Annotated in this window: 11 protein-coding genes; 6 read left to right on the top strand and 5 right to left on the bottom strand. The window is 70.7% G+C overall.

Features of this window, described 5'->3' with window-relative positions:
• Positions 1-570 carry a dienelactone hydrolase family protein gene (locus ACIQ7M_RS12520; protein WP_355760040.1) on the top strand — a complete coding sequence of 190 codons (570 nt, stop codon included), beginning with the start codon at positions 1-3 and terminating at the stop codon, positions 568-570.
• Between the two features lie 9 nt (positions 571-579).
• Here the strand turns inward: ACIQ7M_RS12520 and ACIQ7M_RS12515 are convergent, their stop codons facing one another.
• The 4 genes from ACIQ7M_RS12515 to ACIQ7M_RS12500 all read right to left on the bottom strand — a co-directional run bounded on the left by ACIQ7M_RS12515 (position 580) and on the right by ACIQ7M_RS12500 (position 5,410).
• Positions 580-2,247: an alkaline phosphatase D family protein gene (locus tag ACIQ7M_RS12515; RefSeq protein WP_403642910.1), complete on the bottom strand. Its 1,668-nt coding sequence runs from the start codon at positions 2,245-2,247 to the stop codon at positions 580-582.
• 120 nt (positions 2,248-2,367) lie between these two features.
• Positions 2,368-3,207 (bottom strand): thioredoxin domain-containing protein, encoded by an 840-nt coding sequence (locus ACIQ7M_RS12510; RefSeq protein ID WP_403642907.1) that lies wholly within the window; start codon positions 3,205-3,207, stop codon positions 2,368-2,370.
• A 74-nt stretch (positions 3,208-3,281) separates the two neighbouring features.
• Positions 3,282-3,965, bottom strand: coding sequence for a hypothetical protein (locus ACIQ7M_RS12505; protein ID WP_403642904.1), 684 nt, complete (start codon positions 3,963-3,965; stop codon positions 3,282-3,284).
• 116 nt (positions 3,966-4,081) lie between these two features.
• On the bottom strand, positions 4,082-5,410 hold the full coding sequence (locus tag ACIQ7M_RS12500) for a DUF2252 domain-containing protein (protein ID WP_355760032.1): 1,329 nt from the start codon (positions 5,408-5,410) through the stop codon (positions 4,082-4,084).
• A gap of 263 nt (positions 5,411-5,673) precedes the next feature.
• Here ACIQ7M_RS12500 and dnaE point away from each other — a divergent pair, with 263 nt between their 5' ends.
• Positions 5,674-9,213: a DNA polymerase III subunit alpha gene (gene dnaE, locus ACIQ7M_RS12495; RefSeq protein ID WP_355760030.1), complete on the top strand. Its 3,540-nt coding sequence runs from the start codon at positions 5,674-5,676 to the stop codon at positions 9,211-9,213.
• 132 nt (positions 9,214-9,345) lie between these two features.
• Here the strand turns inward: dnaE and ACIQ7M_RS12490 are convergent, their stop codons facing one another.
• Positions 9,346-9,525, bottom strand: coding sequence for a hypothetical protein (locus ACIQ7M_RS12490; RefSeq protein WP_355760028.1), 180 nt, complete (start codon positions 9,523-9,525; stop codon positions 9,346-9,348).
• A 224-nt stretch (positions 9,526-9,749) separates the two neighbouring features.
• Between ACIQ7M_RS12490 and ACIQ7M_RS12485 the strand changes: the two genes are divergently transcribed.
• The 4 genes from ACIQ7M_RS12485 (at position 9,750) to ACIQ7M_RS12470 (ending at position 13,751) form a co-directional block, all read left to right on the top strand.
• Positions 9,750-10,967, top strand: a complete 1,218-nt coding sequence (locus tag ACIQ7M_RS12485) for an NYN domain-containing protein (protein WP_355760026.1) — start codon at positions 9,750-9,752, stop codon at positions 10,965-10,967.
• Between the two features lie 148 nt (positions 10,968-11,115).
• Complete coding sequence (locus ACIQ7M_RS12480; protein WP_386987426.1) at positions 11,116-12,090, top strand: ABC transporter ATP-binding protein; 975 nt, start codon at positions 11,116-11,118, stop codon at positions 12,088-12,090.
• Between the two features lie 86 nt (positions 12,091-12,176).
• Positions 12,177-12,998 carry an ABC transporter permease gene (locus ACIQ7M_RS12475; RefSeq protein ID WP_403643523.1) on the top strand — a complete coding sequence of 274 codons (822 nt, stop codon included), beginning with the start codon at positions 12,177-12,179 and terminating at the stop codon, positions 12,996-12,998.
• Positions 12,999-13,046: 48 nt separating this feature from the next.
• Positions 13,047-13,751: an AAA family ATPase gene (locus ACIQ7M_RS12470; protein ID WP_403642899.1), complete on the top strand. Its 705-nt coding sequence runs from the start codon at positions 13,047-13,049 to the stop codon at positions 13,749-13,751.
• Positions 13,752-13,967 lie beyond the last annotated feature (216 nt).

Raw genomic sequence — 13,967 nt, 5'->3', positions numbered from 1 at the left:
ATGAACATCATGCTCTTTCACTCGACCTACGGCCCGCGGCCGGCGGTGCGCGCGGCGGCGGACCGGCTGCGCGCCGCGGGCCACGAGGTGTGGACCCCCGACCTCTTCGAGGGGCACACCTTCGAGACCGTCGAGGAGGGCATGGCCTTCAGCGACGGGATCGGCAAGGACGAGCTGCTCAAGCGGGCGGTCCTGGCCGCCGCGCCCTACTCCGACCGAGGCCTCGTCTACGCGGGCTTCTCCCTCGGCGCCTCGATCGGTCAGACCCTGGCCCTCGGTGACGAGAAGGCGCGCGGACTGCTTCTGCTGCACGGCACGTCGGACATCGCCGAGAGCGCGTCGGTGGACGGGCTTCCGGTCCAGCTCCATGTCGCCGAGCCCGACCAGTTCGAGACGGACGACTGGCTGAGCGCCTGGTATCTCCAGATGCAGCGAACCGGAGCCGATGTGGAGATCTACCGGTACGCGGGCGCGGGGCACGTCTACACCGACCCGGACCTGCCGGACTACGACGCCGAGGCGGCCGAGGCCACCTGGAAGGTGGCACTCGGCTTCCTCGATTCGCTGTAGCCCGGGGGGTTACACCGGGTCGTACGTCCGCTCCACCGACTGCGTGCCGCTGCGCGTGCGGTACGAACGGGCCCAGGACGAGGTCGCGTTCGGGTTCGTGCGGTCGGACAGCACGTAGTAGTCCATCTGCGCGCGGTCGGCCGTGATGTCCAGGACCCCGTAGCCGTGCCGGTCGGTGTCGACCCAGTGCACATGGCGGTTGGCCGCGCGGATGATCGGGGAGGCGACGGCCGAGACGACGCCCTCGGGGACCTTGACGATGTCGTCGAGGTTGTCGGACGTGATCGAGGTGACGACGAACTCCGTGGCGGCGGACGGGGACAGCGGGTACGTACCGGCGTCCACCGGCACGTCGTTGGCCCAGGCCATGTGGATGTCGCCGGTCAGGAAGACCGTGTTGCGGATGGCGTTGGACCGCAGGTGCGCGAGCAGTTCGCGGCGGTCGTCGGTGTAGCCGTCCCACTGGTCGGTGTTGACGGCGATGCCCTCCTGCGGGAGTCCGAGGAGCTTGGCGAGCGGCTTGAGGAGGTCGGCGGAGAGGGAGCCCACCGCGAACGGCGAGATCATCACCGAGTTGCCGACCAGACGCCAGGTGGTGTCCGAGGACTTGAGCCCGGACTTCAGCCAGTCGAGCTGGGCGCGGCCGGTGATCGTACGGTCCGGGTCGTCGACCGAGCCGCTGGCGGTGGACGCCTGCTGCGAGCGGAAGGAGCGCAGGTCGAGCAGCGCGAGGTCGGCGAGCTTGCCGAAGCGCAGCCGGCGGTAGGTGGTTCCGGCGATGGCGGGGCGGACCGGCATCCACTCGAAGTAGGCCTGCTTGGCGGCGGTCTGACGGGCCGACCAGGTGCCCTCGGCGCCCTCGGTGTGGTTCACCGCGCCGCCCGACCAGGAGTTGTCGGCGAACTCGTGGTCGTCCCAGATCGCGACGACCGGCGCCTTGTGGTGCAGGGCCTGGAGGTCGGGGTCCGTCTTGTAACGGCCGTGCCGGGTGCGGTAGTCGGCGAGGGTGAGGATCTCACCCGCGGGGGCGTGCGGCCGTACGACCGTGCCGCGGGTCCCGTACTCGCCGGACTTGTACTCGTAGATGTAGTCGCCGAGGTGCAGCCAGGCGTCGAGGTCGCCTCGGGCGGCGAGGTGGCGGTACGCCGAGAAGTAGCCGGCCTCCCAGTTGGCGCAGGAGACCACGCCGAAGCGCAGACCGGCGACGGAGGCGTCGGCGGCCGGGGTGGTGCGGGTGCGGGCGACGGGCGAGTCGGTGCCGCCGGAGGAGAAGCGGAACCAGTAGTCGGTGGCGGGCTGGAGGCCGCGGATGTCCGCCTTGACGGTGTGGTCGGTGGCGGCGGTCGCGACGGTGGAACCCGTGGCGACGACGGACGTGAACGCCTTGTCCCGGGCGACGGTCCAGCTCACCTCGGTGTCCGGGCCGAGCCCGGAGCCGGGTATCGCCTGGGAGGTGGGCGTCACCCGGGTCCACAGCAGGATGCCGTCGGGCAGCGGGTCGCCGGAGGCGACTCCGTGCAGGAAGACGGGTGCCTCGGCGGCGCGGGCCGGCAGGGCGGCCGCGAGCGGGGCGGCGAGTACGGCGGTGGCGGCCGCGGCCTTGACGACCGTACGGCGGCGCGGGGCGCGGGAGTTGAGGGCGTCCCCGGAGTTGGTTGATCTGAGTCGACTGGTCACGGGCGATGAGGTTACCGATCAGTACAAGCCAAGAGCGGGCGAACTGGAAAAGTTCGCCCGCTCTTTGGCTTTTCGCCGCTCAGATCACTCGGACCACACAGGTCACCGGGGGTCGGCCGGTCAGGCCTTGAGGGCCGCGTCGATCGCCGTGGTGAAGTCGGCGACCGTCATCGGCGCGTTGCCGTCCGAGCCGGTGAGCTTCTTGCCGTTCATCACCAGGCTCGGCGTGCCGGTGACGCCGTCCTTGTTGTTGTCCCACGTCTTCGACATCGCCAGGGCCCAGGCGTCGTAGGTGCCCTTCTTGACCGCGTCCTGGAACTTCGCGTTGTTCTTCAGCGCGGGGACGGTGTTCGCGACCTTGATGAGGTAGGCGTCGTCCTTGAACTTGTCCGTCGTCTCCTCCGGGTGCCACTTCGCCGAGTACAGCGCGGTCTTGTACTCGAGGAAGGCCTCCTGGCTCACGTTCAGCGCGGCGCCCATCGCGCTCATCGCGTTCTTGGAGCCCTCGCCGCGCGAACCGATCTGGCCCTTGCCCAGCGAGTCGCCGTCGAGGAACGTGCCGCCCACGTACTGGATCTTGAACTTGCCGTCGTCGATGTCCTTCTTCACCGTCGTGCCGACGGTCTGCTCGAACGAGGCGCACACGGGACAGCGCGGGTCCTCGTAGAGCTTGAGGGTCTTCTTGGCGGTGTCCTTGCCGATGACGACGGTGGTGCCGTCGGCGCCCGTGGTGTTGGCCGGGGCCGCGACCTTGGCGTCCTTCAGGCCCTCCCAGTAGCTGGGCTTGTTGTTCTGCACGACGGCGTAGCCGATGCCGCCCGCTATCGCGAGGACCGCGACGAGGGAGCCGGCCACGATCGCCTGGCGCTTGACCTTGTCGCGCTTGGCCTGACGCTCGCGCTCCTGGCGCAGCTTCTCGCGCGCCGCCGTCTTCGACGCCTGGCTGTTCCGCTTGCTCATGGTGGTGTTCTCCATCAGGGACGCGCACAACGTGGTACGCGGAATACGTAAGGGGGACTGCTCGTGCTCAGGGTTCAGGCGGGAACGGCCCTGAGGGGCGGTCCGCGGCGTCCCAGGGAGTGCGTGAACAGGCGACTGCGGGCGGCGGCCGGCCGGTGCGCGGTGCGCGGCAGCGGACGGGCCGGGGCCGGCCGTACGGTCACCGCGGCGACGGCGAGCAGCAGCGGCCGGAAGGTCGAGGCGGCCACCGCGCGCACGAGCTGGTCCAGGGCGCGCTCGCCCCGGCGCAGCCACGCGGCGGCGAGCAGGCCGACGGCGACGTGCGCGCCGAGCAGCAGCCACGCGGCGGCCGGGTCGGCGTGCGTGAGCAGGGCGGCGGCGCGGTCGGGGGCGCCGCCGGTCACCCGGGACAGCGGGGTCCCCACCGTGCCGCCGCACAGCACGTCGAGGCCGACGGAGCGCAGCGGGCCCGCGACCGGGCCGCCCGCCGCGCCGTAACAGACGTGCTGGCCGGTCGTGAACACGGTGTCGGCGGCCAGCTCCAGCGGGACGAGCAGGGCGGCGATGCGGCCGAAGCCGCGCTCGCGGCCCGCGAGCGCGAAGGAGAGCGCGAAGACGGCGGCGCTGATCGCGGCCACGGTGGTCAGCGGCAGCGGCATCCGGGACAGCAGCACGTGCGACGCGGCGGAGAGCGTCACGACGACAGCCGTGAACACGGCCGCGCGCGCGGCTCTGAGCTGGGTCCCGGATATGTCCATAGCAGAGGTGAGTCTCCCACGCGCTCCCGTAAGCATCCCCTAAAGGGCTCCTGTGCGTTACGGGAGCGTTGTGGGGCGGCCGGCCGCGGGTGACGCCCCGTGGCCGGCCGTGTGCTCTACAGGCCCGGGATCCGTCCGTTGCGGAACAGGTCCACGAAGATCTGGTGGTCGGCTCGCGCGCGGCCGCCGTAGCTGTGCGCGAAGTCCACCAGGAGGTCGGCGAAGCCGTCCTCGTCGGCCGCGATGGCCGCGTCGATGGCCCGCTCCGTGGAGAACGGCACCAGCTCCGAGTGACCGCTCTCGTCGTCCGCCGCCGCGTGCATCGTGGCGGTGGAGCGGCCGAGGTCCGCGACCACCGAGGCGATCTCCTCGGGGTCGTCGATGTCGCCCCAGTCCAGGTCCACCGCGTACGGCGAGACCTCGGCGACGAGCTGGCCCGCGCCGTCCAGCTCGGTCCAGCCCAGCCACGGGTCGGCGTGTGCCTGCAGGGCACGCTGCGAGATCACCGTGCGGTGGCCCTCGTGCTGGAAGTAGCCGCGGATCGCGGCGTCCGTGACGTGCCGGGAGACGGCCGGGGTCTGGGCCTGCTTGATGTAGATCACCACATCGTTCTCCAGGGCGTCGCTGTTGCCCTCCAGAAGGATGTTGTACGAGGGCAGGCCGGCCGAGCCGATGCCGATGCCGCGGCGGCCCACGACGTCCTTCACGCGGTACGAGTCCGGGCGGGTCAGTGAGGACTCCGGGAGCGTCTCCAGATAGCCGTCGAAGGCCGCGAGGACCTTGTACCGGGTGGCGGCGTCCAGCTCGATGGAGCCGCCGCCCGGGGCGAAGCGGCGCTCGAAGTCGCGGATCTCGGTCATCGAGTCCAGGAGCCCGAAGCGGGTCAGCGAGCGGGCGTCGCGCAGCGCGTCCAGGAGCGGACCGTCGGCGGTGTCCAGGGTGAAGGGCGGCACCTCGTCGCTCTTGGCGCCGGTGGCCAGCGCGTGGATGCGCTCGCGGTAGGCGGCCGCGTACACCCGCACCAGCTCGGTGATCTGCTCGTCACTGAGCGCCTTCGCGTACCCGATGAGGGCCACGGACGCGGCGAAACGCTTGAGGTCCCATGTGAAGGGGCCCACATAGGCCTCGTCGAAGTCGTTCACGTTGAAGATCAGACGGCCCTGGGCGTCCATGTACGTGCCGAAGTTCTCGGCGTGCAGGTCGCCGTGGATCCACACGCGCGAGGTGCGCTCGTCCAGGTACGGGCCGCCCCGCCGGTCCTGGTCGAGGTCGTGGTAGAAGAGCGCCGCCGTGCCGCGGTAGAACGCGAAGGCGGAAGCCGCCATCTTGCGGAACTTCACGCGGAACGCGGCCGGGTCGGCGGCCAGGAGCTCGCCGAAGGCGGTGTCGAAGACGGCGAGGATCTGCTCGCCGCGTTGCTCGGCGCTGAGCTGCGGGACCGACATCGCTGGGTGCCTCCTGGTGCAGGTGGTGCGTGACATGACGGGGCGGGCGCGCCGCCCCGGGACAAGGGGTCCGTCCACTTCCAACGGACGAAGATACGCGGGAGTGCCCGGGTTCCGGCGGCGAACGCACACCCCGGACGGGCCCCCGTACGACGGTACGGATGATCCTCCGCCGAGTGTCAGTCCCGCGTCATAGACTTCGACGCTGACCCCCCAGACTGTCCGCAGCCTGTAACCGATGGTTCTTCCTGGAGGCCGAAACCGTGTCGAAGCCGCCGTTCACGCACCTGCACGTCCACACCCAGTACTCGCTGCTGGACGGTGCCGCGCGGCTGAAGGACATGTTCGACGCGTGCAACGAGATGGGCATGACCCATATCGCGATGAGCGACCACGGCAACCTCCACGGGGCCTATGACTTCTTCCACACGGCGAAGAAGGCGGGCGTCACCCCGATCATCGGCATCGAGGCGTACGTCGCCCCGGAGTCCCGGCGCAACAAGCGCAAGATCCAGTGGGGCCAGCCGCACCAGAAGCGCGACGACGTGTCCGGTTCGGGCGGTTACACGCACAAGACGATCTGGGCGTCGAACCGGACGGGCCTGCACAACCTCTTCAAGCTCTCCTCGGACGCGTACGCCGAGGGCTGGCTCCAGAAGTGGCCCCGGATGGACAAGGAGACGATCTCGAAGTGGTCGGAGGGGCTCATCGCCTCCACCGGCTGCCCCTCGGGCGAGCTCCAGACCAGGCTGCGCCTCGGCCAGTTCGACGAGGCCCTGAAGTCGGCCGCCGAGTACCAGGACATCTTCGGCAAGGACCGCTACTTCCTGGAGCTGATGGACCACGGCATCGAGATCGAGCGCCGGGTCCGCGACGGGCTCCTGGAGATCGGCAAGAAGCTCGGCATCCCGCCCCTGGTGACGAACGACTCGCACTACACGTACGCGCACGAGGCGACCGCCCACGACGCCCTGCTGTGCATCCAGACCGGCAAGAACCTCTCCGACCCGGACCGTTTCCGCTTCGACGGCACCGGCTACTACCTGAAGACGACGGACGAGATGTACGCCGTCGACTCCTCGGACGCCTGGCAGGAGGGCTGCGCCAACACCCTCCTGGTGGCCGAGCAGATCGACACGACCGGCATGTTCGAGGCGAAGAACCTCATGCCGAAGTTCGACATCCCGGACGGCTTCACCGAGGTCACCTGGTTCCAGGAGGAGGTGCGCCTCGGCATGGAGCGCCGCTTCCCCGGCGGCATCCCCGACGACCGCCAGAAGCAGGCCGAGTACGAGATGGACGTCATCATCCAGATGGGGTTCCCCGGGTACTTCCTCGTCGTCGCCGACTTCATCATGTGGGCCAAGAAGCAGGGCATCGCGGTGGGACCGGGCCGTGGTTCCGCGGCCGGCTCGATCGTCGCGTACGCCATGGGCATCACCGACCTCGACCCGATCCCGCACGGCCTGATCTTCGAGCGGTTCCTCAACCCCGAGCGCGTCTCCATGCCCGACGTCGACATCGACTTCGACGAGCGCAGGCGCGTCGAGGTGATCAGGTACGTGACCGAGAAGTACGGCGCCGACAAGGTCGCCATGATCGGCACGTACGGCAAGATCAAGGCGAAGAACGCCATCAAGGACTCCGCGCGCGTGCTGGGCTACCCGTACGCGATGGGCGACCGGCTCACCAAGGCGATGCCCGCCGACGTCCTCGGCAAGGGCATCGACCTGAACGGCATCACCGACCCCTCGCACCCCCGCTACGGCGAGGCCGGCGAGATCCGCGGGATGTACGAGAACGAGCCGGACGTGAAGAAGGTCATCGACACCGCCAAGGGCGTCGAGGGCCTGGTGCGGCAGATGGGCGTGCACGCCGCCGGCGTGATCATGTCCAGCGAGCCCATCGTCGACCACGCCCCCATCTGGGTGCGGCACACCGACGGCGTGACCATCACCCAGTGGGACTACCCCCAGTGCGAGTCGCTGGGCCTGCTCAAGATGGACTTCCTGGGCCTGCGCAACCTCACGATCATGGACGACGCCATCAAGATGGTGAAGGCCAACAAGGGCGTCGACCTGGAGATGCTCGCCCTCCCGCTGGACGACCCCAAGACCTTCGAACTGCTCTGCCGCGGTGACACCCTCGGTGTCTTCCAGTTCGACGGCGGCCCGATGCGTTCGCTGCTCCGCCAGATGCAGCCCGACAACTTCGAGGACATCTCCGCCGTCTCGGCCCTGTACCGGCCGGGCCCGATGGGCATGAACTCGCACATCAACTACGCGGAGCGCAAGAACGGCCGCCAGGAGATCACGCCGATCCACCCCGAGCTGGAGAAGCCGCTCGAAGAGGTGCTGGCCGTCACCTACGGCCTGATCGTGTACCAGGAGCAGGTCCAGAAGGCCGCCCAGATCATCGCCGGGTACTCGCTCGGCGAGGCCGACATCCTGCGCCGCGTGATGGGCAAGAAGAAGCCCGACGAGCTGGCGAAGAACTTCGTCCTCTTCCAGGAGGGCGCCCGCAAGAACGAGTACAGCGACGAGGCCATCCAGGGACTGTGGGACGTGCTGGTCCCCTTCGCCGGCTACGCCTTCAACAAGGCGCACTCCGCCGCGTACGGCCTCGTCTCGTACTGGACCGGGTACCTGAAGGCGAACTACCCGGCCGAGTACATGGCCGCGCTGCTCACCTCGGTCAAGGACGACAAGGACAAGTCGGCCGTCTATCTCAACGAGTGCCGGCGCATGGGCATCAAGGTGCTCCCGCCCAACGTGAACGAGTCCGAGCAGAACTTCGCCGCCCAGGGCGACGACGTGATCCTCTTCGGCCTCTCGGCCGTCCGCAACGTCGGCACGAACGTCGTCGAGTCGATCATCCGCAGCCGCAAGGCCAAGGGGAAGTACGCCTCCTTCCCGGACTACCTCGACAAGGTCGAGGCGGTCGCCTGCAACAAGCGCACCACGGAATCACTGATCAAGGCGGGCGCGTTCGACACGATGGGGCACACCCGCAAGGGCCTCACCGCGCAGTTCGAGCCGATGATCGACAACGTGGTGGCGGTGAAGCGCAAGGAGGCCGAGGGCCAGTTCGACCTCTTCGGCGGCATGGGGGACGAGGACACCAGCGAGCCCGGCTTCGGACTCGACGTGGAGTTCACCACCGACGAGTGGGACAAGGTCTACCTGCTCGCCCAGGAGCGCGAGATGCTCGGTCTGTACGTCTCCGACCACCCGCTCTTCGGCCTGGAGCACGTCCTGTCCGACAAGGCCGACGCGGGTATCTCCCAGCTCACCGGAGGCGAGCACGCGGACGGCGCGGTCGTCACGATCGGCGGCATCATCTCGGGCCTCCAGCGCAAGATGACCAAGCAGGGCAACGCCTGGGCCATCGCCACCGTCGAGGACCTCGCGGGCTCCATCGAGTGCATGTTCTTCCCCGCGACGTACCAGCTCGTGTCGACCCAACTCGTCGAGGACGCCGTCGTCTTCGTCAAGGGGCGCCTCGACAAGCGCGAGGACGTGCCGCGGCTGGTCGCGATGGAACTCCAGGTCCCGGACCTGTCGAACGCGGGCACCAACGCTCCCGTGATCCTCACCATCCCGGCGCTGAAGGTGACTCCGCCGATGGTCAGCCGTCTCGGCGAGATCCTCAGTCACCACAAGGGCGAGAGCGAGGTCCGCATCCGGCTCCAGGGCCCGAGCAGGACCACGGTCCTGCGGCTCGACCGGCACCGGGTGAAGCCGGACCCGGCGCTCTTCGGCGACCTGAAGGTGCTGCTCGGCCCGGCCTGCCTGGCCGGCTGACCACCGCGCGGCGAAGGCGGCGAAGGCGGCGGAGACACCGCGGCGGAGACACACAGACGCATCGAGGGGCGCATCCGGTACGGGATGCGCCCCTCAGTGCGTGTCCGGGCCTCAACAGCCCGCGCGGCGGCCTCAGTTGTGGCCGAAACGCCTCTGATGCTTACGGGCAACATCGGCGGGGCTGCCCTGGGCCTGCGACATCGGCGACTGCTGTGCCTGCGCCGACGACCGCTGGGCCTGCTCCTGCGCACGCTCGGCCTGCGAGGAGCGGTCCTGATGGCTGCCCTGCTTGCGATTCTTGTTCTTGGCCATGGTGATCTGCCTCCTGCGGGGGAACTAGGGGCCAGGGCCGCGACCAGATTCACATAGGCTGACAAGCAGCGCATTTCGTAGAATTACCGTGCGTAATAAGACCTGTCGGCAGGTGTTCATCCGATCCGCCACGCCGAAGATCGAGTTCCGGCCGTTAACCTCCGCACGGTCGGGCAGACTCCAAGGAAGCCCGAAGCAAACCTCCCGGAAAGAGGGTGGATCGCGTGGACCGCTGCATCGTCCTGGTGGACGCCGGGTATCTGCTCGGGGCCGCCGCCAGTCTCCTCGCGGGGGAGCCGTCCCGATCCCGGATCACCGTCGACCACACCGCCCTCATCCAGGGCCTGCGCGAGCGCGCCGAGTCCGACACCGAACGGCCCCTGCTGCGCATCTACTGGTTCGACGGCGCCCCCGACCGCGTACCCCAGCCCGAACACCGCAGGCTGCGCGTGATGCCCCGGGTCACGGTGCGCCTGGGCGCGCTGACCCGCAGTGACGGACGGTGGGCGCAGAAGGGCGTGGACGCCGCCATGCACGCCGAGCTGACCGAGCTCGCGCGTAACCGCGCCTGCTCCGACATCGTCCTCGTGACCGGCGACGGCGATCTGCTGCCGGGCATGATGGCCGCCAAGGAGCACGGCGTGGCCGTACACCTGTGGGCCGTGCAGGCCGCGGACGGCGACTACAACCAGTCCGAGGACCTGGTGGCCGAGGCCGACGAGCGGCGGGTGCTCGACCGTGCCTGGATCATCAAGGCGGTCCGCGCCAAGGAGATCGGCGGGATCTGCGCCCCGCCGCCGGTACCGCGCCCCGAGATCGCCGCCATCCTCTCCGCGCCGCTGCCCGAGTCCGCGCTCGCGGCCGCCGCCGAGCGCTCCGCCCAGGAGGCCGAGCACCACCAGGCGGCCGAATCGCCGAACGGCGCCCAGGAACGGCTGCCCTCCGCCAAGGGAGTCCCCACACCGAAGGACCTGGCCGCGCTCCGCGGGCCGGGCACCCAGCCCGCCCAGCACCCCGCCAACGCCACACTGCGCTGGTCCTCGGACAAGGGCTGGGTCGACCGGCCCGGCGCCACCACGGAGTCCCCCGAGGCCGCCGCGCTGCCCACGCTCGCCCAGCTCACCTCCGCCGAGCAGCGGTGGGCGGACCGCGAGGAGGACATCACCACGGTCGGCGGCGACCCGTACGAGGTGGGCCAGGTCTTCGCGCGCCGCTGGATGGGGCGCCTCACCGACGCGAGCCATCTGCAGAAGCTGTCGGCGATGTACCCGCGGGTCCCCCACCGGGTGGACGGCGAACTGCTGCGCTACGCCGCCCGCTTCGGCCTGCTCGCGCACAAGGACGACCAGATCGACGAGCACGACCGCTACGCGATCCGCGCCGGATTCTGGCGGGAGATCGACGTCCGCACCGCGACGGAGCACGCGCCCGCGGGGGAGTGATCCCCGGCCCCGGGCAGGGGCCGCGGAGGGCTTCGCCCGGGGCCCGCCACGGCCCCGATCGCATCTTGGGGCTCCGGACCACGTACTCTCGTCCTTCGTGAGTACGCGCACGGCACAGACGGCCCCGACGGGACAAAGGGGCGATGTCGTGTGCGCCGTGCGAGGTCTCACCAAGACCTATCCGGCCGTCCGAGGCCGCCGCGGCACACCCGCCACGCCCGAGGTCAGAGCCACCGACGGGGTACGGCTCGACATTCGCCGGGGCGAGATCTTCGGGCTGCTCGGGCCGAACGGCGCCGGCAAGTCCACCCTCGTACGCCAGCTCACCGGGCTGATGCGCCCCGACAGCGGCAGCGTCGAGATCCTCGGACACGACATCGTGCGCCACCCCGAACGGGCGGCCCGCATCCTCGCCTACCTCGGGCAGGAGTCCACCGCCCTGGACGAGCTGACGGTGTCCCTCGCCGCCGAGACGACCGGGCGGCTGCGCGGGCTCGACCTCCGCGCGGCGCGGGCCGAGCGGGACGCCGTCCTCGACGAACTGGGCCTGACCGCGCTCGCCTCCCGCCCCCTGAGGAAGCTCTCCGGCGGACAGCGCAGGCTCGCCTGCCTCGCCGCGGCCCTCGTCGGGCGGCGCCCGCTGCTCGTCCTCGACGAGCCCACCACGGGCATGGACCCCGTCGCCCGGCGCGCCGTGTGGGCCGCCGTCGACCGGCGCCGCGCGGAACAGGGCGCCACGGTCCTGCTCGTCACCCACAACGTCATCGAGGCCGAGACGGTCCTCGACCGGGTCGCCGTCCTCGACGAGGGACGGGTCATCGCCTGCGACACCCCCGCCGGGCTCAAGGAGCAGGTCGCGGGCGAGGTGCGGGTCGAGCTCGTCTGGCGCGAGAACGCCCCGCTGCACGTTCCCGAGGTCGCCGCGCTGCGGGCCCGCGCCGTCGAGTCGGGCCGCCGCTGGACGCTGCGGCTCGCGCCCGAGGAGGCCCGCGCGGCCGTGGCCACGGTCACCGGCGGAGCCGCCTTCGCCGCACTCGACGACTTCACCCTGGCCACGCCGAGCCTGGAGGACGTGTATCTGGCGCTCGGCGGCCATGCGACGCAGGGACTGGTGAAGGCGTGAGTGTCCAGGGCGTGGAATCCGTACGGGAGAGGGGCGTCGTACGTGAGCGGAACAGGACGGCTGCCGACGAAGGGGAGCAGTTCGACGTGAGTGCCGTACCCGCTGGAGTTCTGCCGGGCAGCGCGCTGCCCCTGGCCGAGGGCGCCGGCGCGGCCGCGGAGCTGGGGCCGCGGGCGCGGCTGTGGCCCTCGCTGGCCGCCGTGTACCGGGCGCAGCTCTCCCGCGCCCGTGTCGCCCGGATCCCGCTGCTGTTCGTGGCCACCTTCCAGTCCCTCGGCATCATGATCATGATGCGCGGAGTGGTGGACGGCGGCGCCGAGGCGCGGGCCGTGGTCGCCGGCTCCACGGTCCTGGTCGTCGCCTTCGTCGCCCTCAACCTGCTCGCGCAGTACTTCGGGCAACTGCGGGCGAGCGGCGGGCTCGACCACTACGCGACGCTGCCGGTGCCGCCGGCGGCCGTGGTGCTCGGGGCCGCGGCCGCGTACGCGTCCTTCACGGTGCCCGGCACCCTCGTCACCGCCGTCGTCGGATGCCTGATCTTCGGGCTGCCGCTCGCCCATCTGTGGGTGCTGGCCGCGGTCGTCCCGCTCGCGGGCGCCGCGCTCGCCGGGCTCGGCGCCGCGTTCGGGCTGCTCGCGCCGCGGCCCGAGCTTGCCACCCTGCTCGGCCAGATGGGCATGTCCGCGGCCCTGCTGCTGGGCGTCCTCCCGGCGGACCGGATGCCGGCCCCGGTGCAGTACCTCCGGGACCTGCTGCCCTCGACCTACGGTGTCGAGGCCTTCGCCCGTACCTTCGGGGCGCGTCCCGACTGGGCGGCCGTCGTCGCCGATCTCGCCGTGTGCGGCGCGGTCGGGGTGGTCTCGCTGGCCCTCGCGGCCTGGGCCTACCGCCGGGCCGCCGTGCGGTGACGCGGCTCCGGTGACGCGGCCCACAGCGGGGCCTGGCACGATGGCAGGGTGACCGCTCCGCTGACTCCACCTCCGCCGCCGCACGAACAGTCCCCCGAGGACCGGCGGCAACCGCACCCTGCCTGGCAGACTCCGCCCGCTCCCGGCCCCGCGGGTCACCCCGTGTACCCGGGCGCGTACGAGGTCTCCTACGGACAGGACGGACCCGGCATGAAGACCGAAGTGCGGGAGGCCGCCGTGATCACGGTCGCGGTCGCCCTCGCGGGGGCTCTGCTCGGGGTGCTCTGGTCGTGGCTGGCACCCCATGTGCCGCTGGTCGCGGACGCCACCGCGGTGTATCTGAAGGACACCGAGGGGGAGCAGGCGATCGGCGTCGACGGAACCTTCACCCTGCTCGCGCTCGGCTTCGGAGCGCTGAGCGCCCTGGTCGTGTTCCTCGTGCGCCGACGCGGCGGTGTGCCCCTGGTGATCGCGCTCGCCCTGGGCGGCCTGCTCGGCTCGCTGCTCGCCTGGCGGGTGGGGATCTGGCTCGGCCCCACGCAGAACGTGGTCGAGCACGCCAAGGCCGTGGGCAAGGGCGTCACGTTCTCCGCGCCGCTGAAGCTCGGTGCCAAGGGCGCGCTGCTGGCGTGGTCCCTGAGCGCCCTGGTGGTCCACCTGAGCCTCATGGCCCTGTTCGGCCCGCGTGACCCCGACCCGTACCAGCAGAACCCCTACCCGGCCGCGCCGCCGCAGGGACCTCCGGCCGTCTAGGCCGGACACGACCTGGGGCCGTTGCCCGTCACGGCACCAGGGCCTGTCGTACCGCCGCGGGGAGTCGGGGCCGGCCGGACGCCGTGGGAACGGCTGTCCGGCCGGCCCTTCCCTGTGCGGCGTGGGTCAGGCGGGTCGGCGGCCGTGGTTGGAACGGCCCTTCTTGATGCGCCACTTGCGTTTGCGCGTTCTCTTCGACATGCCCTTCGTGCTTAA

Origin of the sequence: Streptomyces sp. NPDC096324, assembly GCF_044763015.1 — a bacterium.
Taxonomy (GTDB): domain Bacteria; phylum Actinomycetota; class Actinomycetes; order Streptomycetales; family Streptomycetaceae; genus Streptomyces.
This window is presented reverse-complemented; position numbering and strand designations above follow the sequence as displayed.